Origin of the sequence: Halosimplex amylolyticum (assembly GCF_051414035.1) — an archaeon.
GTDB classification, from domain to species: Archaea; Halobacteriota; Halobacteria; order Halobacteriales; family Haloarculaceae; genus Halosimplex; species Halosimplex amylolyticum.
Genome location: NZ_JBLKNW010000001.1, coordinates 64,519 through 82,083, shown reverse-complemented (window position 1 = coordinate 82,083; position 17,565 = coordinate 64,519). Strand labels below are relative to the sequence as shown.

The 17,565-nt window shown below is 69.2% G+C and carries 14 protein-coding genes; 9 read left to right on the top strand and 5 right to left on the bottom strand.

From position 1 onward, the window contains the following. Positions 1-60 precede the first annotated feature (60 nt). The 3 genes from ACMGFE_RS00355 to ACMGFE_RS00345 all read left to right on the top strand — a co-directional run bounded on the left by ACMGFE_RS00355 (position 61) and on the right by ACMGFE_RS00345 (position 4,026). The gene (locus ACMGFE_RS00355; protein WP_436922947.1) at positions 61-1,164 is read left to right on the top strand and encodes a Gfo/Idh/MocA family protein; all 1,104 of its coding nucleotides are present in this window, start codon (positions 61-63) and stop codon (positions 1,162-1,164) included. Continuing rightward, on the top strand, positions 1,165-1,917 hold the full coding sequence (locus tag ACMGFE_RS00350; protein ID WP_436922946.1) for a hydroxypyruvate isomerase family protein: 753 nt from the start codon (positions 1,165-1,167) through the stop codon (positions 1,915-1,917). It abuts the gene before it with no gap. 321 nt (positions 1,918-2,238) lie between these two features. Beyond that, positions 2,239-4,026 (top strand): rhamnogalacturonan lyase, encoded by a 1,788-nt coding sequence (locus tag ACMGFE_RS00345; RefSeq protein ID WP_436925132.1) that lies wholly within the window; start codon positions 2,239-2,241, stop codon positions 4,024-4,026. Positions 4,027-4,070: 44 nt separating this feature from the next. On the opposite strand, the gene ACMGFE_RS00340 is transcribed toward ACMGFE_RS00345, so the two are convergent. Continuing rightward, a complete protein-coding gene (locus ACMGFE_RS00340; protein ID WP_436922945.1) occupies positions 4,071-5,534 on the bottom strand; it encodes a family 4 glycosyl hydrolase in 1,464 nt (487 codons plus the stop codon). Between the two features lie 192 nt (positions 5,535-5,726). Here ACMGFE_RS00340 and ACMGFE_RS00335 point away from each other — a divergent pair, with 192 nt between their 5' ends. The 3 genes from ACMGFE_RS00335 (at position 5,727) to ACMGFE_RS00325 (ending at position 10,082) form a co-directional block, all read left to right on the top strand. Beyond that, entirely contained in the window at positions 5,727-6,728 is a 1,002-nt protein-coding gene (locus ACMGFE_RS00335; RefSeq protein ID WP_436922944.1) for a Gfo/Idh/MocA family protein, read from the top strand. 172 nt (positions 6,729-6,900) lie between these two features. Then, positions 6,901-7,935, top strand: a complete 1,035-nt coding sequence (locus tag ACMGFE_RS00330; RefSeq protein ID WP_436922943.1) for a zinc-dependent alcohol dehydrogenase — start codon at positions 6,901-6,903, stop codon at positions 7,933-7,935. A 956-nt stretch (positions 7,936-8,891) separates the two neighbouring features. Continuing rightward, the gene (locus ACMGFE_RS00325; protein WP_436922942.1) at positions 8,892-10,082 is read left to right on the top strand and encodes an oligogalacturonate lyase family protein; all 1,191 of its coding nucleotides are present in this window, start codon (positions 8,892-8,894) and stop codon (positions 10,080-10,082) included. A gap of 55 nt (positions 10,083-10,137) precedes the next feature. On the opposite strand, the gene ACMGFE_RS00320 is transcribed toward ACMGFE_RS00325, so the two are convergent. Continuing rightward, on the bottom strand, positions 10,138-12,969 hold the full coding sequence (locus ACMGFE_RS00320; protein ID WP_436922941.1) for a DUF8487 domain-containing protein: 2,832 nt from the start codon (positions 12,967-12,969) through the stop codon (positions 10,138-10,140). Between the two features lie 57 nt (positions 12,970-13,026). Beyond that, positions 13,027-14,199, bottom strand: a complete 1,173-nt coding sequence (locus ACMGFE_RS00315) for a hypothetical protein (RefSeq protein ID WP_436922940.1) — start codon at positions 14,197-14,199, stop codon at positions 13,027-13,029. A gap of 168 nt (positions 14,200-14,367) precedes the next feature. Between ACMGFE_RS00315 and ACMGFE_RS00310 the strand changes: the two genes are divergently transcribed. Continuing rightward, positions 14,368-15,054, top strand: a complete 687-nt coding sequence (locus ACMGFE_RS00310; protein ID WP_436922939.1) for a hypothetical protein — start codon at positions 14,368-14,370, stop codon at positions 15,052-15,054. Between the two features lie 24 nt (positions 15,055-15,078). Here the strand turns inward: ACMGFE_RS00310 and ACMGFE_RS00305 are convergent, their stop codons facing one another. Next, positions 15,079-15,747, bottom strand: a complete 669-nt coding sequence (locus tag ACMGFE_RS00305) for a DUF1961 family protein (protein WP_436922938.1) — start codon at positions 15,745-15,747, stop codon at positions 15,079-15,081. Between the two features lie 137 nt (positions 15,748-15,884). On the opposite strand from ACMGFE_RS00305, the gene ACMGFE_RS00300 reads away from it, so the two are divergent. Continuing rightward, positions 15,885-16,913 (top strand): glycoside hydrolase family protein, encoded by a 1,029-nt coding sequence (locus ACMGFE_RS00300; RefSeq protein ID WP_436922937.1) that lies wholly within the window; start codon positions 15,885-15,887, stop codon positions 16,911-16,913. A gap of 110 nt (positions 16,914-17,023) precedes the next feature. Beyond that, positions 17,024-17,224, top strand: coding sequence for a hypothetical protein (locus ACMGFE_RS00295; RefSeq protein WP_436922936.1), 201 nt, complete (start codon positions 17,024-17,026; stop codon positions 17,222-17,224). Positions 17,225-17,265: 41 nt separating this feature from the next. Here ACMGFE_RS00295 and ACMGFE_RS00290 read toward each other — a convergent pair whose 3' ends face one another. Then, entirely contained in the window at positions 17,266-17,529 is a 264-nt protein-coding gene (locus ACMGFE_RS00290; protein WP_436922935.1) for a hypothetical protein, read from the bottom strand. Between the last annotated feature and the right edge of the window lie 36 nt (positions 17,530-17,565).

The window sequence follows — 17,565 nt, the reverse complement described above, 5'->3', positions numbered from 1 at the left end:
GTCCCGGCGGTCCCCGCCGCGGTCACGTACTATTTTATCGGCCGGAGTGCACGACAGGGTATGGCCCACAGCGTTGCAGTGATAGGTACCGGTGCGGAGCCAGACGACCCCGGCCGCGACGGCTACGCGATGGCGTATCACCACGCCGCCGGCTACGAGAACCACGACGACTGCGACCTCGTCGCCTGCGCGGACATCGTCCGCGAGAACGCCGAGGCGTTCGCCGACGAGTTCGCCATCGACGAGGACGCCGTCTTCGAGAACTACGGCGCGATGCTCGACGCGGTCGAACCCGAGATCGTCTCGGTCTGCGTGCCGCCGTCGATCCACGCCGACATCGTCGTCGACTGCGTCGAGCACGACGCGGTCGCGGCCGTCCACTGCGAGAAACCGATGGCCGACACGTTCGGCGGCGCGGAGCGCATGGCCGATGCCGCCGAGGAACACGACGTGCAGGTGACGTTCAACCACCAGCGCCGCTTTTCCGACGCCGTTCGGACGGCCAAGGACCTGCTCGACGACGGCGCGATCGGCGAACTGGAGCGCGTGGAGTTCGCCGCGCCGGTCGGCATCTTCGACTACGGGAGCCACTCGATCGACCTGTGCAACTACTTCGCCGACGAGGCCCGCGCCGAGTGGGTGATGGGGCAGGTCCACTACGACACCGAGAACGTCCTGTTCGGCACCCACAACGAGAACCAGGCGATGGTCCAGTGGGAGTACGAGAACGGCGTCCACGGGATGGGCGGCGTCGACGCGTCCGGCGACGGCGGCCCGGCCGCCGCGTTCGCCTGCCACAACCGCCTCGTCGGGACTGAGGGGACCATCGAGGTCGGCCCGCACGGCGACGGGGAGGAGGAGCCCCCGGCGCTCCGGATCCGCACCGACGGCGAGTGGGAGGCCGTGGAGACCGAGGACGGCCTCCACGACTGGGCGTTCGTCGACCGCGCCATCGCCGAGAACGTCCGCTGTCTCGAAGCGGGCGAGGAGCCGGAACTCTCCGCCGCGAACGCGCTCACGGCGACGGAGATCATCTTCGGGACCTGGGAGTCGGCGCGCCGCCGCGCCCGGATCGACCTCCCGCTCGATATCGACGGCAACCCGCTCGAAGCGATGGTCGAGGCCGGCGAGCTCGACCCGGCCCCCCGCGAGGAGGACGAGTAGATGGTCGACCTCTCGGTGTGCGTCGAGATGGTGTACGACGACGAGCCCTTCGAGGATCGGATCGAACGGGCCGCAGCGGCGGGCGCGGACGCCGTCGAGTTCTGGGGCTGGCGCGAGAAGGACCTGGACGCGGTCGACGCGGCCGCCGCGGACGCCGGCGTTCCCATCGTCGGCTGTGTCGCCGGCGGGACGCTGACCGATCCAGCGGAAGCGGACGACGCCGTCGAGACGATCCGCGAGTCCATCGCGATGGCCGACGAGCGGGACATCCCGACGCTCATCGCCACGACCGGCCCCGACCAGGACGGCCTCGACCGGGAGGCCCAGCACGAGAATATCGTCGACGTGCTCTCGCGGGTCGCGCCCGACGCCGAAGCGGCGGGCGTGACGCTCGTGCTCGAACCGCTCAACACCGAGGTCGACCACCCGGGGTACTTCCTGACGACCGCCGAGGAGGGCTTCGAGATCGTCGACGAGGTGGGCTCGCCGAACGTACAGCTCCTCTACGACGCGTATCACCAGCAGGTCACGGAAGGCAACGTCATCGACACCGTGACCGAGAACGTCGACCGGATCGGGCACGTCCACGTCGCGGACGTGCCCGGGCGTCACGAGCCCGGGAGCGGCGAGTTGAACTACGGGAACGTCTTCGCCGCGCTCGACGACGCCGGCTACGACGGCTACGTCGGCTGCGAGTTCTCCCCGACCGGCGACCCCGACGAGGCGATGGCCGACGTGCTCGCGCTACGGTAGGGCGGCTACCGGCGGAGCGGGCGTAGTTCGACGGTCGGAAACCGGCGCGTTCGTGGCCTGCCGAAACCTTTTCCCCGCGACTCCGACACGGGACAGTGAAGAATGAGACCGACTCGGAGTATCCCATCGATTCTCGAAAGCACCAGCCGCGGGCGATTTCTCGGCGGCGTCTCCGCCGGCTCGCTCCTGTTCGCGGGGTGTTCGAGCGGCGGCAAAACCGACACGGACGGCGAAGCCGACGAACCGGACGGCGCGAGCGGCGAACTCCTGACCGACGGCGGCACCGACGTCGGCGAGACGGACGACACCGGGCCGCGCCAGATGGAGGCGCTGGACCGCGGCGTCGTCGCGGTGCCCGCCGAGGACGGTATTCTCGTTCGCTGGCGACTGCTCGGGACCGAGCCGCGCGACGCCGCGTTCGACGTGTACCGCGACGGCGAGCGCGTGACCGACGAGCCGGTGACCGAGAGCACGAACTACCGCGACCCCGACGGCGAACCGGGCGACGCGTACGCGGTCGAGCGCGTCGACGGCGACGACGGGCAGCGGTGCGACCCCGTCGAGGCGTGGGACCGGGAGTACAGACGGATCCCGCTGGAGCGGCCGGACCCGGTCGAAGCGGCGGCGCCCGACGACGACTCGCTCGTCGCGTACCACGCGAACGACGCGAGCGTCGGCGACCTGACCGGCGACGGGAGCCTCGACCTCGTCCTCAAGTGGTCGCCGGAGAACGCCAAGGACAACGCACACGAGGGGTACACGAACCAGACGATCCTCGACGCCTACGAACTGGACGGCACCCATCTGTGGCGGATCGAACTCGGCCGGAACGTCCGCGCGGGCGCCCACTACACCCAGTTCCTCGTCTACGACTTCGACGGCGACGGACGGGCGGAACTCGCCGTTCGAACCGCCGACGGCACCGTCGACGGCGAGGGGTCGGTCATCGGCGATCCGGACGCCGACTACCGGAACGAGACCGGCCGGATCATCGAGGGACCGGAGTACTTCACCGTCTTCGACGGCGAGACCGGCGCCGCGCTGACGACGGTCGACTACGAGCCCGCCCGGGGCGACATCGCGGACTGGGGAGACGACTACGGGAATCGCGGCGACCGGTTCCTGGCCGGCGTCGCCTACCTCGACGGCGAGCGGCCGAGCATCGTCAACGCCCGCGGGTACTACGAGAAGACGGTGCTGGCCGCCTACGACTTCCGCGACGGTGAACTCACCCAGCGGTGGGTGTTCGACAGCACAGAGGGCAACGAGGCCTACGAGGGCCAGGGCAACCACCAGCTGAGCGTGGCGGACGTCGACGGCGACGGCAGAGACGAGATCGTCTACGGCGCCTGCGTCATCGACCACGACGGGACCGGGCTGTACTCGACGGGCTGGCTGCACGGCGACGCGCTCCACTGCGGCGACTTCCTCCCCGAGCGCGAGGGGCTGGAGGTGTACCAGGTCCACGAACCCGAGGACGCCACCCACGGCGCGTCAATGCGCGAGGCCGGCACCGGCGAACTGATCTGGGGCGAGTACACCGGGACCGACACCGGCCGCGGGATGGTCGCGGACATCGACCCCGAACACGACGGCGCCGAAGCGTGGGCGCCGGCCGGCGTCGGCCTCCACACCGCCGACGGCGAGCGGATCGGCGAGACGCCCGCGTCGTACAACTCCGCGATCTGGTGGACCGGCGACCTGCGGCGGGAACTGCTCGACCACGACTGGGAGGGCGACGGGGTCGGCATCCCCACGATCGAGCGGTGGGACCCCGAAGCGGGCGAGCTAGAGCGACTGGAGACGTTCGAGGACACCCGGTCGAACAACTGGACGAAGGGCAACCCCTGTCTCTCGGGGGACCTGCTCGGCGACTGGCGCGAGGAGGTCCTCTTGCGCGAACCGGACAGCGAGGCGCTCCGGCTGTACGCCACGCCTCACGAGACCGACCACCGGATCCCGACGCTGCTGCACGACCCGCAGTACCGCCTCGCGCTCGCGTGGCAGAACGTCGCGTACAACCAGCCGCCCCACCCGAGTTTCTTCCTCGGCGTCGGCATGGACGACCCGTCGACGGCGGACGTCGAACCCGTCTCGGCCGACGACTGAGCGAGTCCCCCGTCTCGGCCGACAACCGAATCCGCGGTCGCCGCTCAGTCTGCGAGAACCGCCTCGCGGTCGAGTTCGTAGCCGTCGAGCACCGACGCGCCCTCGACGTCGTAGGCGTCGAGGTAGTCTTGCTCGATGGCGACGAGGTCGGCGAACAGATCCTGTGCCTCGTCGCGCTGGATCGTGACCAGCGGTTCGTTGAGAAATGCCTGGAAGGCGAGGTCCAGGTCGCCCGCGAAGCCGGCCTCGATAAGCGTCTCCTGGTTGTGGATCGCCCGCGTGACCATGCTGCGGACCTGCCGCGGGAGCGTGCCCGCGTTGACGGGCGAGATGTCGTCGCCGGTGATCAGTGCGTTCGTCTCGACGACGGCGCCGTCGGGCAGGTCGGGGCACTGGCCGCGGTTGGGGAAGTTGACGTGGGTCTTCGTGGGCTCGATGCCCAGCAGCGCCCGCATGATGTCGACGACTTCCTCGCCCGACTCCGAGAGGTGGAACTCGCCGTCCTCGTCGCGGAACTTGTCCATCTTCGCCGGTGCCTCGCCGTCGCTCCGTCGGGCGGAACTCGGCGTCAGGCGGATCCCCCACCGCTCGACCTCGGCGGGCGTGTCCACGTCCAGGTACCAGGGGACGAACTCCGCGAGGTGACGGTCGCCGGCGGCGGCGAACACGCCGAAGCGGTCGTACAGGTCGAAGGCGACCTGGTCGTGGTTGCTCCAGAAGGACTCGTCTGCCAGCTCCCCGGACTCGAAGCCCGGGAGCGGCCGGTGGCGCTCCAGTTCCTCGTCGAGGTACTGGTAGACGTCGCGGCCGCGCCAGCGCGCCTCGTCGATCCACGTGAAGTGGTTGATCCCCTTCACGTTCACTGCGATCTCCGACCCGGAGACGTCCTCGGCGGCGTCGATGTGCCGTTCGGCGACGTCAGCGAGCATGTGCTGGACGTGGGTCACCTCGTGGCAGAGGCCGATAGCGTTGATGTCCGGATACTCCGCGTAGAGCGCCCGCGTGCAGACGGTCATCGGGTTCGTGTAGTTGACGACCCAGGCGTCCGGGCACTGCTCGCGGACCGTCGCGGCGATCTCGCGGTACTGCGGGATCGAGCGTAGCGACCGGAATGCGCCGCCGGGGCCGACGGTGTCGGCGACGGTCTGGTAGATGCCGTACGCCTGTGGCACGTCGATGTCGTGGACGAAGGTTTCCTCCGGCGGGTCCTGCGTCGAGCAGACGACGAAGTCAGCGCCGGCGAGCGCGTCGTCCATCTCCCGGTGGGCCTCGAACGACCAGTCGCCCGGCACGTCCGGCCGGTCCATCACGTCGTTGGCCAGTTCGGCGTTCTCGACGGCGCCCTCGTAGTTCACGTCGTAGAGGGTGACGGTACCCGAGACGTCTTCGCACTGCGCGAGGTCGTTGATCAGCGTCAGCGCCCAGCCCTGGCTGCCGCCGCCGACGTACCCTATCCGTACGTCGGACGCCGCGCCGTCGACTGGTGGCTCCGCTTGCAGCGAATGCATGTATCCCACCCACCGCCCCGACGACAAAAATACCTGCCGTTCACGGCGGATCGCGCCGTCTCCGGCGAGTGCGGCGTCTCGACCGAGATCTCCCCCGTTCGGTGCGGCCACCGGATCGACGCACGGACGGCTCGCGGCAGGCCGCTCCGGGATCCGTAAGACGCAAGCGACCGGCCCCAGAACCACCGAGTCGTGTTACGAACTGCCATTATCGGGACCGGTGGCATCGGGACCCACCTCGCGCGCGAGGTGCGCACGCATCCGGAGGGACAGATCGCGGCGGCCGTCGACGTGAACGAGGAGGCCCTCGACGACCTCGCGACCGAACACGACCTCGACGAGTCGACCCTGTACACGGACGAGGCGGAGATGTACGCGGAGACGGACCTCGACGCCGTGATCGTCGCCACGCCGCCGGCGTTCCACGACGACCAGATCCACGACGCGCTCGACCGGGACCTGCACGTCCTCTGTGAGAAGCCCGTCGTGATCGAGCAGGAGGCCGCCGAACGCCTCCGCGACCGGGTCGCCGACTCCGAGCAGGTGTTCATGGCGGGCTACCAGCGCCACCTCAATCCCGGGTTCGTCGCCGCCTACGACCGGTATCACGACGAGGGGCAGGAACCGACGTTCGTGACCGGCGAGCTGACCCAGGACTGGACGGGCCACTTCGAGCGCGGGACGAACTGGCGGGTCAAACCCGACATCGGCGGGCGCGGCCACCTCTTCAGCGTCGGCACGCACGTCGTCGAGTCGGTGCTGTGGCTGACGGGCCTGACGCCGACGGCGGTCAGCGCCGAGATAGACTTCTACGACGACGAGCAGTACATCGACACGAAGTCGTCGCTGACGGTCCGCTTCGAGAACGGCGCGGTCGCGAGCTTCGCCGACTCGGCGGTCGCGCCCGCGACGCGCGAGCACATCCACGTCTGGGACGACGAGGGCGCGATGTACCTGGAAGGCGTCGACTGGGGGCAGCGCGAACTCACTGTCGTCGATGCCGACGGGAGCGAGCGGACGCCGGACCTGGCCTACGACGAGGCGCCGAGCAAGTTCGCCGCGTTCGCGGAAGCTATCGAGAGCGGGAGCGAGCCGCCCGCGACGGCCGAGGACGTCCTCGTCGTGACGGCGCTGCTCGACGCCACCTACGAGAGCGCGCGGACCGGCGAGCGGGTCGCTGTCGACCTGGAGTGAGGGCAGCGAACGGTCCACCATCGAGCAGGGGCCGAATCACGCGGCCGGGGACGCGGTCGAGCCGGACGACCGACCGGGAAAACGACCGACCGCACCGTCTCTCCCTCCAACATCTTTATATCCCGAAGGCCCGCACCTATCCGTGTCGAAGTCGAGAGGGATCTGTTAGCATATGAAGCAAATCGTCCAGACGGGCCCCGCGTCCGTCGAAGTTCAGGAAGGAGAGAGACCGTCCCCCGGTCCAGCGGAGGTTCTCGTCCGGGTGCATTCGGCAGGAATCTGTGGGAGCGACGCCCACGCCTACGAATACGAGGGCGGGTACGACTGGATCGCCATGCCGCGGATCATGGGCCACGAGTACTCCGGCGAGGTCGTCGAGGTCGGAAACGACGTCCGGAGTTTCGAGCCGGGTGATCGCGTCGTCGAGGAACCGATCCACCACTGCGGGGAGTGTTTCCAGTGTCGCAACGGCGAGGAGAACATCTGCCAGAACTTCTCGATCACCGGGATGCACCGCGACGGCGCCTACGCGGAGTATACGGTGGTCGATCCGGAGTTTCTCCACGCGGTCCCCGACGACGTTTCGCTGGCCGACGCGGCGATCACCGAACCGCTGAGTATCGCCACGCGAGCCGTCTTGACCCGCTCGTCGATCAACCCCGGCGACGACGTCCTCGTCGAGGGGCCGGGACCGATCGGCGTGTTCACCGCCGCGGTCGCGGACTCGCTGGGCGCGAACGTCCTCGTCTCCGGCCTCGACCGAGACGCCGCCTCGCGGTTGCCTCTCGTCGAGTCGCTGGGCATCGACACGATCAACATCTCCGACGGAGACCTGGAGTCCCACGCGGCGGCCCGGACGGACGACGTGGGCTTCGACGCGGTGTTCGACGCCAGCGGCCACTTCACAGGCGTCGAGACGGGCGTCGAGGTCGTCCGCAAAGGCGGCGAGGTCGTCGTCGTCGGGATTCCCCGCGAACCGAGCGAGATACTGCTGACACCCGTCGTCCGCGGCGAAATCGACGTCGTCACCTCCTACGGCTCGGACTGGACCAACTTCGAACAGGCGCTGCGGCTCATGGAAAACGGCGAGATCGATGCCGAAGCCGTCGTCGACGACTCGTTCTCTACCGCCGACCCCACCGCCGCCTTCGAATCGTTCCTCAACTCCGAAGTCGTCAAACCCGTCTTCACTTTCTCCGACGCCTGAGACGCCCCGGGCCGCTCTCCGCCTTGCTGTCCGGACGACCCGCCGTTCTCCGTTCGCCGTCGGACTCGATCAGCGGCGAATCGATGTTCGCCCCGGTCCGGCGCCGAAACCACCCGGATTCCGCCGTTCGACTTCGAAATGTGTTCGGTAATGCCGGAACCAGGCAGTCAACTCAGGCTGCGAAGACCAGCTAAACGGGCTATATCCGCCACAGACGGAGACACCACCCCGATCCATGTTAGTAAATAACATATCAATTCCGGTAATGCCGGACATAACTGTGGTGAGATCGGTGGATACGCGTCGCGTCATCGAACCCGACTACGGTCATTTTTCACCGAGATCGTGACACTGGCGGTGGGGTCGAACCGGCCCGAGCGTCGATATTACATCACTACGACTGTAATGACTTCGGAGTCACGAGGAGGTACGTCGCCTGCTCGACGTGCTCGGTACAGCCGCCGAGGTGGACGATTAGCGTCCGGCAATGCCGGAACGTATCTATGCTGGTCGTTCGGTATCGGTCTGAAACGACCGGATCCTGTCGAGAACTACTGCGAGAGGGGGTAAGAGACCATCCTTGCGGCCTGACGTAGTCCCCAGACCGTCTCGAATCGGGGAGAGACGGTCGTGAGTGAAGAGGCCCTGTCCCCCACCAATCCACGAGAATTGTTCGCCGTAGACGGGCTCGCCAGGGACGGTCGGAACGTCCGAATGCCGGACGGCGCGTTCGCGGCCGGATCGGAGAGACCTACTGGTCTCGTGTATTCGGCAGTACGAGCCGCCTTTCGGTCACTGGGGTGAACTCGTGGTCGGCGTCGTTCGTCGCCCGGCCGTGGCTCCCGGTCGTATCTCGAACCGACTGACCGGGGCGACGAGTGGGCGAGGGCATCCAGCGAGAGGTTCTGCGAGGGGAAGCTATATCCGCCGCGGCGTCCAGTGATTCGGTACTCATCATGCCAGAGACTATCGAGCAGGGGCCTCGCGCGGGCAGCCACTGGCCCGCCGAGGACGAGACGTACGCGGACCCGACGAGCGGCGCGCGCGTGCGCCGGCTCACGAGCTATCCCGAGGTCGGTGACTACCACCTCTACTTCACCGAGGACGGCTGGTACGACGGCGGCCGCCGCCTCCTCTTTCGCTCCGACCGGGACGGGTCGCGCCAGCTGTACTCGATCGACCTGACGTCGGGGTTGATCACGCAGGTCACGGACATCGAGGGCTTTCGCGGCGGGACGGCCATCGACCACGACGCCGAACGCGTGTATTTCTGGGTCGGCGACCGACTGGTGAGTCTGGACCTCGGGACGCTACGCGTCGAGGACGTCCACTACGAGGTCCCCGACGGCTGGAACGGCGGATCCCTCGACGTGAACGCCGACGGGAGTCGGCTCTACGTCGCCATCGGCGAGGACGTGGAGGTGCCCGAGCGCGACGACAAGCTCTCGGGCACGTTCGAGGCCGCGCCGAACACGCGGATCCTGTCGGTCCCGACCGACGGCGGCGAGCCGGAACGCCTCAGAGAGGTCGACGTCTGGGCCAGCAGCCACGTCAACGCCTCGCCGACGCGGCCGGAGCTGTTCACCTACTGCGAGGAAGGGCCGTGGGACGCCGTCGAGAACCGCATCTGGACGGTCGACGCCGAGACGGGCGACACCTGGAAGGTCCGGGAGGTCCCCGAGGAAGGCGGCGTCGGCCACGAGTACTGGATGCAGGACGGCGAGCGCGTCGGCTACCACGGCTCGCTGAAGGACCCGCAGGGCCGCGAACGCGTCGACGACCCCGACCCGTTCATCGGAAGTTCGCGCTACGACGACACCGACCGCCGTGAGACCGCTCTCCCCGACGAGCTGTACGCGCTGACGCACACGCACGCCAACTCTCCCGAGATGCTCGTCTGCGACGGCACGTTCGAGGAGGTGCCCCACAGCCTGCTGTACCGCTGGGACGAAGACGCCGGCGAGTACGAGGGACCGCGGATCCTCGCGACGCACGACTGGGACCACAGGGGACCACACCCCCACTCGCGGTTCAGTCCCGACGGCTCGCACGTACTGTTCGACTCCGCCCGCTACGACGGGTCGAGCAACCTCTATCTCGCCGAGGTGCCGGAGTTCGAGGAGTTGCCCGAGTACGAGAGCGACTGAAGGTCCAGATCCGCCGGAGATACCCCTCGCGCCGTCGCGAACGGTGAGTCGAGGCCTATATCGTCAGCAGTTTTTCGAGCACCGCCTCGCTGACGCCCCGGTCGGGGTCGAACGACTCCGACGCCGCGTAGTCGACCAGCGACCGCGCGAACGCTCGCACTGAGGGGTCGTTGTCCGCCGCGAACAGGTCCACGGCACAGACGAGCAGGTTCCCGTCGCCGACGGCCGTCTCGAAGACGAGCCCCAGGCGCTGGTTGCGCTCGACGTTGTCGATCATCCGGACCAGCGGCTCGTAGTCGTCGGGCGCGTCGTCCAGCACGACCGGGCGGGCGTTCGAGAGGAGGTGCCACCACTGCCAGTCGCCGTGGTCGTCCGTCGGGAAGCCGCCGAGCAGCGGGTGATCGGGATCGCAACGGGGCCCCATCGTCCCCGGGGGCGCGTTGCGCTTGAACAGCGCGTACGACCAGAAACAGGGAGCGAACGCCGACTCGACGGAGTGGCGCAGGTCGTCGTGGCGGGGCACGAGGACCACGTCCTCCCCCGCCTCCAGCAACTCGCGGGTCTCCTCGTCGAACGCCCGACGGACGGTCACCGCGGTGTCCCCGGATCCGCCCACCGAGCCATCGTCGGCGTCGACCGCGGGCAGGTCCGCGGGGTACACCCACACGTCGTAGTCGGTGGCGGCATCGGTGGCCGGAACAGTCACCGAGAGCGTGAGGCGAACGGGCGCGTCGACGCCGTCAGCGCTCGCGAGGGTGTCCCCGAGGTCCGCCTCGACGGGTCCGAGATCAACGAGTTCGCCCTGGGGCACGTCAGTGCCGGGGAGGGATCCCTCCGCGACCACAGTTTCCGCGTCGGATCCCCCGGCGGCTGTCAGGGACCACTCGGCGGCGACCTCGTCGTGGCCCTCCGGGCCGAAGTGCGCCAGTTGCACGTCCGCGGTCAGCGACTCGTCGGCCGAGAAAGTGCGCGCGTCCATCCGGACCAGCGGGACGCTCTCGGCGCAGAATTTCCGCCACTCCGCGGGCTCGATCAGTCCCTTCGACTCGCGGAAGGGGTCGAGGATGCCCACGAGCGCCGTGCCCTGCCCGGGGAAGTCCTCCAGTTGCAGCAGCTGGAACCCGCCGAACCCGGGCGTCCGCAGCGCGGCCTCGACCTCCTCGCGGTAACACTGCACCGAGAGGCGACCGGAGGCATCGCTGAAGGCTGCCGCGCGGTCCAGCAGGCCGTGGGCTTCGAGGTGGTCGCGCTTGAGTTCGAGGTTCCGGGGCGCGAGGACGCCGTCGTAGCGCTCCAGCCCGGCGAAGTCGGGGTAGGTCTGGTACTGCCCGATCTCGTGGGCGACCACGGGGATCGGGATGTCCTCGACGGCCTCGCGGTAGTCGGTCGTCGTCGCGGGCGGCGCGTCGTCGATGGCGGCCCCCCGGACCATCTCGCGGCCCGAGTCGACGTCGGTCGGGTCCGGCGGGACCGACGCGGTCGTCCAGTAGTCGTCCGCCTCGGTCAGCGTCGAGTCGCTGAGGCCGTTGTACGAGCCGCAGGCGTAGAGCCGCCGCGGGTCCCGCTCGCGGCGGTCCTCGACCAGGTCGCTCATCGCCTCGAAGTCGCCCGACAGTTCGTTGCCCAGCGCGAACATGACGAACGAGGGGTGGTTGCCGTACTCGTCGAGGATCCGCTCGGCCTCGGCGCGGTAGAAGGCGGCCGCGTCGGGGTCCTCGAACGTGCCGCCGTTGTTCCACAGCGGGAGTTCGGGCTGGAGATAGATTCCCATCTCGTCGGCGACGCGGAACGCCGCCTCCGGGGGACACCAGCTGTGGAATCGGTAGTGATTGAGGCCGTACTCCCGGGCGGTCTCGAAGACCTCGCGCCACGCCGCCTCGTCGGTCGGCGGGTAGCCCGTCTCCGGGAAGATACAGCAGTCGACGTTGCCACGGAGGAAGGTCGTCTTCCCGTTGACCGCGAAGCGCGTTCCCTCGCGCTCGAACGAGCGGACGCCGAATACCGTCTCGGTGACGTGGCCGTACTCGGCGTCGTCGGCGACCGCGCCACCGTTCTCACCCGCGTCTGCGCCCTCGGCGGTCGCGTCCAGCGCCGCGGTCAGTTCGTAGTAGTCTGGGTCGAACTCGTCCCACCGGAGCGGATCGCCGAGGTCGTACTCGACCGAGAGCCTCGCGGACTCGTCGTCGACCCGAACGGACTCCGTCTGGGGATCGACGGCGTGAGTTCCGTCGGCGCTCTCCGCGGCCAGTTCGACGGACGCCTCGGCGGCCGCCCCCGTCCGGTTGCCGACGGTCACCTCGACCCGCGCGGTCCCGGCCGCGGGGTCGGGGTAGACCTGGCAGTCGTCGATCCAGACGGGGTCGGTGGCGACCAGTTCCAGGTCGCCGACGACGCCGTTCCAGTTGGTCTGGGTGTGTTCGGTCGCGGCGTGGGAACGCTGGACGCCCGGGAACGTGACCGGCTCCGAGTCGGTGTCTATCCGGAGTGCGACGTCGTGTTCGCCGGGGTCAAGGGCGTCCGTGAGATCGTACACGTGGGGAGCCGAGAGGCTGTCCTCCCGACCGACGGGGTCGCCGTCGACCCAGACACCTGCTGGGCGGGTGCGTTCGAGGCGGAGGACGAGCCGCCTGTCGGCCCACGCGTCGGGAATTTCGACGGTCGTGCGGTACCAGGCGGCGCCCTCGTAGCGATACCGACGGGTGAGGTGTCCCGGCGTCCGCTCGGTCGTGCGCTCGCCTTTCTCGGCCTCGTCGGTCGTCCCTGGGAGCGGGATGTCGTCGTCGAAGTCAGCCGGTGGCGCGCGCTCGGCGCTATCCTCGTCGTCGGGGTCGAGCGCGAGCTCCCAGCGACCGGCCAGGTCGATCCGGTCGGTAACGGCGTCGGTCATCGCTCCCACAGACGACCGAATCCGCCATAACGCTGGCGGCCGACTCGGGACCGCGCCTCACTCCGCGGCCGTCTCGAGCGAGCGGGTTTCGGTGACGACGACGGCCCGTCCGGACCGCTCGTAGGACGGATCGACGAACTGGAGCGGGTCGTCGCGCTCGCCGTCGCGGAGCCAGTTCGACGCTACCCACGACCGGGTCGCGTCGACGTCCGCCTCCCCCTCGGGGAACGCGGCGACGAACCGCCGGTCGACCACCGGGTCCGCTGGCGCCGCTGTCGAGGCGTCGGCCGAGGTCGGCGTCGTGGTCTCGGTCGCGGTCGGCGACGGGGAACCGACCGTCGCGTCGGCGGCCGTGCCGTCGGTGCCTGTCGACGTCCCGACCGGCGTCGTGGTACCGATCCCGCTCCGGCCCGCCCAGCGAACCGACAACGCGAAGCCGCCCGCACGAGCGCCGTCGGGTGCCCAGGAACTTCCGGAGAAGGTCCCGCCGTCCGTGCGGAAGCGCGCGAAGACGAAGTCCGCCTCGGGGAGTCGCTCGACGAGCGCCCGGTCGGCGGGCGAGTAGCAGTGCCCGGGGTGAGCGTTCGCTCGCGCGGTGTCGAGGAGGCGCTCGATGCGCGCGGTCGCGTCCACGGCGACCGGGTCGGCGGCCTTCGGGGCGGTGACGACGTACTCGTCGTCGAAGGCGACCGCGTTGACCTTGCTGCTGGAGACGCCGCGACGCTGAAAGCCGCGGTAGTCCGAGGCCTCCGTGAGCTCCGCGCCGCGGAAGCCGCTCCCCTGAAGGCGGGTGAGCCACCGCCAGCGCTTCTCGGAGTAGTCGAACACGACGTACAGGGCGGGGCGCTCGCTGGGCGGCCGGAGCGCCGTGACCCGGTCGAGTTCGGCGAACGGCATCGCGGCGGCCTCCGCGAGCTCGCGACTGTACCACAGGTACGGCCGCAGCCCGCGGTAGAGGCCCGGATGCGCCGACAGGAACCGGGGCCGAGCGCTGGCGAACGCGACCGTCGGGGCGTCGTAGTCGCCCGGCCGCAGCGCCAGGAGCCAGTCGTCGTACAGCGGCTCGGCGTCGGTGTCCGGCGAGTCGCACGTCGACTCGCGGGGCGTCGGGGTCCCGCCGCCGAGGACGCTCCGCTGGCACCCCGCCAGCGACCCTGCTCCGACCGCACCGCCGAGCGCTCGCAGGTACGCCCGTCGCGTGCGGCCGTCGGTCCCACCGGACTCGTCCATGCGTGCCGGTCGGGACGGTCCGGACAAAAGGGTGCCGTTCACTGCGCCCGCTGGCGGATCGACCGCCGAGAACGCCGCGTGGCCGCGTCGCTGGGAGCGTGGCGGGTGGAAGGTGGACCGGAGCGTCTCGAAACGGATATATGCAACCCCACCGACATTTGTCGCAGGATGGAAACCTTCGATCGGCGATCGGTCCTCGCAGCGCTGGGCAGCACGGTCGGAACGGGGGTGCTGGCCGGCTGTCCAGGGTCGTCCGGGAGCGCCACCGACGCTGACGGCACGAACTACGTGGGCGACACGGCGACGGTCGACGGACTCGACATGACCCTCCTCGCCGCCGACCTCCGCCAGGACGTGACGGTGTCTCCCCGACCGCAGCTGTACGGGAACGAAGAGACCCCAGAGGGGGAGGGGACGCCGCAGACGCACGAGGTCAGGAGCTCCGCCGGCCGGCAGTACGTCGTGGTCGTCCTCCAGCTCTCGAACGAGACGGACGAACCGCTGGGCGTGCCGATGCCCGGGGGGACGGCCATCTCGGAAGGCGAGATCTACCTCCACAAGCGGGGCACGGAGGGCGACGCCACCGACGAGAACCTCGCACAGGTCCCGGTAGAGGGCAACGAACCGGTGACGGTCAGCGGCCGGCTCACCCACGACGGGACGACCTACGACCGCCTCACGTTCGCCCTCGGCGACTATCAGTCCGAACTCCCCGCCGGCGAGTCGGCCGCGGGGTGGATCCTCTACGACGTCGGGGAAGACGTGACGCCGGACCGGTTAAAGCTGGTCGCCGACCTCAACCCCAGGACGATCAACGAACGAGTCGAGTGGGAACTGGCGGCGTCCTCAGAGTGAGAGCGTCCTCCGCAGCCGTCGTGCTCACTCGGCCGTCTCGATGCGGTCGACCGTGAGGTTGGCGTACTCGCCGATCAGCGGGGCGGTCTGTCGGAAGCCGATCTTGCCGCCGCCGAGGGCCGGCCCGGTCCGCTCGTCGTCGGTCCAGGACAGTACCGGGAGGTCGTCGACCGAGAGGGAAACGCGGGGGCCGGCCTTGACGACGGTGATCTCGTAGGGCGGGTCCGCGGCCGGCGCGTCGGGGATCGGGTCCGCCCCCCGGGCGACGAGGTGGTCGCCGCGGCTCTTGCGGAGCGTGACAGTTCGAAGCCCGCCGTCGTCGCCGCCGCGCCGGTAGTACGACGCGTGCAGGGCGTCGATGTCGCCCGCGGTATAGGTCTCGTAGGCGCCGGCCCTGTCGGCCAGTTCCGGGCCGAGCAGGTCCTCGCCGCCGCGACCGTCCGCGGCGAAGAAGACCGTACTCAGGCCGCGGGCGGCGACGGGCCAGAACTCCCAGGATATCGCGATGTCGTCGGGGAACGACTGCGGACACCAGTAGACGAACTGTGGGCCGTCCCTGCGTTCGCTCTCCAGGCGGAGGCGGCCGTGCGGAAACGTGACCGCGGCCTCCCCCTCTAACACGAAATCCGCGACGTCTGCGGGACCAGCGAGCGGGTTCTCGTACAGCCGGTCGCGCGTCTCGTACTCCAGCATGTGACGGCCTCGACTTCACCGCCAGCCCACAAATAACTGCAGGTTGCCAACAGTGATCACACTCGCCTGGAGTTGTCGGCGAGGCGCCAGCGGGAACGGCCGACAGACCTTTGCGCGCCGGCGCCGCGTGACCGATCATGTCACCGACCGGACGGCGGTTCCGCGACCGCCTGCGACCGGCGCCGCGCGACGGCGGATTCGCGATGGACGACTACTGGATCTGGGGGGCGTCGGTCGTCCCCGGCGACGACGCCTACCACATGTTCGCCTCCCGGTGGTCGAAGGCGATCCCGTTCTCGCCGGGGTGGACGTCGAACTCCCACGTCGTGCGCGCCGAGGCCGACAGTCCCGAGGGCCCCTACGAGTTCGCCGGGGAAGTGATACCGCCCGGCGAGGAGGGCGACTGGGACCGGATGTCCCACAATCCGTCCGTCGTGCGTGCCGGCGACCGGTACCTCCTCTACTACTACGGCTGTCACTACGAGGGGCCGCGTCCGACGCCCGACGATCCCCGCGGCGTCGACCGGGACGAGAACGCCGTCGGCGTCGCCAGCGCTCCCGCACCGGAGGGCCCGTGGACGAGACACGGGCCGGTGATCGACGGCGAGACCAACGCCGTGCCCGTCGTCGACGACGACGGGGGCGTCACCGTCTTCGTCCGCGACGGCGCCTTCGAGTTGAGCGTCTACGCGGCCGACGACTGGGCGGACACCGACGGCTACGACCTCGTCGCCGAGCACGTCCTCGCGCCCCTGGAGGACCACGCCGTCTGGCGCGCCGGCGACGGCTTCGAGCTGGTCGCCAAGGACATGCACGCCCACCACGACGACGAGGGGTACGTCGACAGCTACGCCGGCTTCCACGCGGCGTCGACCGACGGTGTCGACTGGACGGTCAGCGACCCGCCCGAGGCGTATCCCCACGCAACGGGCGGCGACAGGGACCTCCGGATCGCCTGGGACGACGGAGGGGAGACCTCGTTCCCGAACGTCGAGCGCTCGCAGGTCCTCGTCGAAGACGGCGGCCCGACCCACCTGTTCCTCGCCGCGATGTCCTACACCGACGAGGACCGGGCGGACGCCGCCTCGCCCGCGTCCCTCCCCTCGCACGCCCGGTGGCCCGCGGACGCGCGGAACGTCTGTATCCCGCTCGACCAGCCGGAATAGCGCCTGAATCGGAGAGAATCGAGGAGTCGGACCCGCGCACACGCGACTCGTCCGAACCAGGAGGGCTTCGCGTCACAGGATTTTAGACAGGTCGGCGGATAGAGAGGGGCATGAACAGGCAGTTCTGGAAGGGGATCCTCGTCGTCCTCGTGATCATGCAGGGGATCCTCGTCGCGTCGATGCTGGCGGTCGAGTGGGGGTCACCGACGTTCGTGGTGTCGGTACTGGCGACGGTCCACGTCGTCGCCGGGATGGCGATCATCGGATCGATGCTCTACTTCGAGTGGGACCCGTTCGAACCGCTCCGGTGAGAAATTTCGGCCGGCTTCGCCCGAGAAACGCGACGACGGCCTCAGCTCGCGCCCGGTCCGGCCATGTCCCGGAGGATCGAGATGCCCCGGGACACGTAGAGAACGAGGTATCCGAACAGGCCGAGCGTTCCGGCACCGATACCGTAGATTGCGAACCACCCGGCCGCGATCACCGGAACGCCCGGCACGTCGACGACGCTCAAGACGCCGCCCACGGCGAGCAGGAACGCCGAGACGAGCAACAGCAGCCCGAGTATCGGGTGGTCGAAGTAGTCCGACAGCAGTGAGGCGAAGTACCGTATCATGTGTGGATGATTGTCGTGATTTCAGTTAGTCGTTAC

Excerpts from the sequence above, each read along its gene's own strand:
- ACMGFE_RS00340 (WP_436922945.1), bottom strand. The coding sequence starts at position 5,534 with ATGCATTCGCTGCAAGCGGAGCCACCAGTCGACGGCGCGGCGTCCGAC.
- ACMGFE_RS00295 (WP_436922936.1), top strand. The coding sequence starts at position 17,024 with ATGAACAGGCAGTTCTGGAAGGGGATCCTCGTCGTCCTCGTGATCATG.
- ACMGFE_RS00310 (WP_436922939.1), top strand. The coding sequence starts at position 14,368 with ATGGAAACCTTCGATCGGCGATCGGTCCTCGCAGCGCTGGGCAGCACG.
- ACMGFE_RS00345 (WP_436925132.1), top strand. The coding sequence starts at position 2,239 with ATGGAGGCGCTGGACCGCGGCGTCGTCGCGGTGCCCGCCGAGGACGGT.
- ACMGFE_RS00315 (WP_436922940.1), bottom strand. The coding sequence starts at position 14,199 with ATGGACGAGTCCGGTGGGACCGACGGCCGCACGCGACGGGCGTACCTG.
- ACMGFE_RS00325 (WP_436922942.1), top strand. The coding sequence starts at position 8,892 with ATGCCAGAGACTATCGAGCAGGGGCCTCGCGCGGGCAGCCACTGGCCC.
- ACMGFE_RS00330 (WP_436922943.1), top strand. The coding sequence starts at position 6,901 with ATGAAGCAAATCGTCCAGACGGGCCCCGCGTCCGTCGAAGTTCAGGAA.
- ACMGFE_RS00320 (WP_436922941.1), bottom strand. The coding sequence starts at position 12,969 with ATGACCGACGCCGTTACCGACCGGATCGACCTGGCCGGTCGCTGGGAG.
- ACMGFE_RS00350 (WP_436922946.1), top strand. The coding sequence starts at position 1,165 with ATGGTCGACCTCTCGGTGTGCGTCGAGATGGTGTACGACGACGAGCCC.
- ACMGFE_RS00305 (WP_436922938.1), bottom strand. The coding sequence starts at position 15,747 with ATGCTGGAGTACGAGACGCGCGACCGGCTGTACGAGAACCCGCTCGCT.
- ACMGFE_RS00355 (WP_436922947.1), top strand. The coding sequence starts at position 61 with ATGGCCCACAGCGTTGCAGTGATAGGTACCGGTGCGGAGCCAGACGAC.
- ACMGFE_RS00300 (WP_436922937.1), top strand. The coding sequence starts at position 15,885 with ATGTCACCGACCGGACGGCGGTTCCGCGACCGCCTGCGACCGGCGCCG.
- ACMGFE_RS00290 (WP_436922935.1), bottom strand. The coding sequence starts at position 17,529 with ATGATACGGTACTTCGCCTCACTGCTGTCGGACTACTTCGACCACCCG.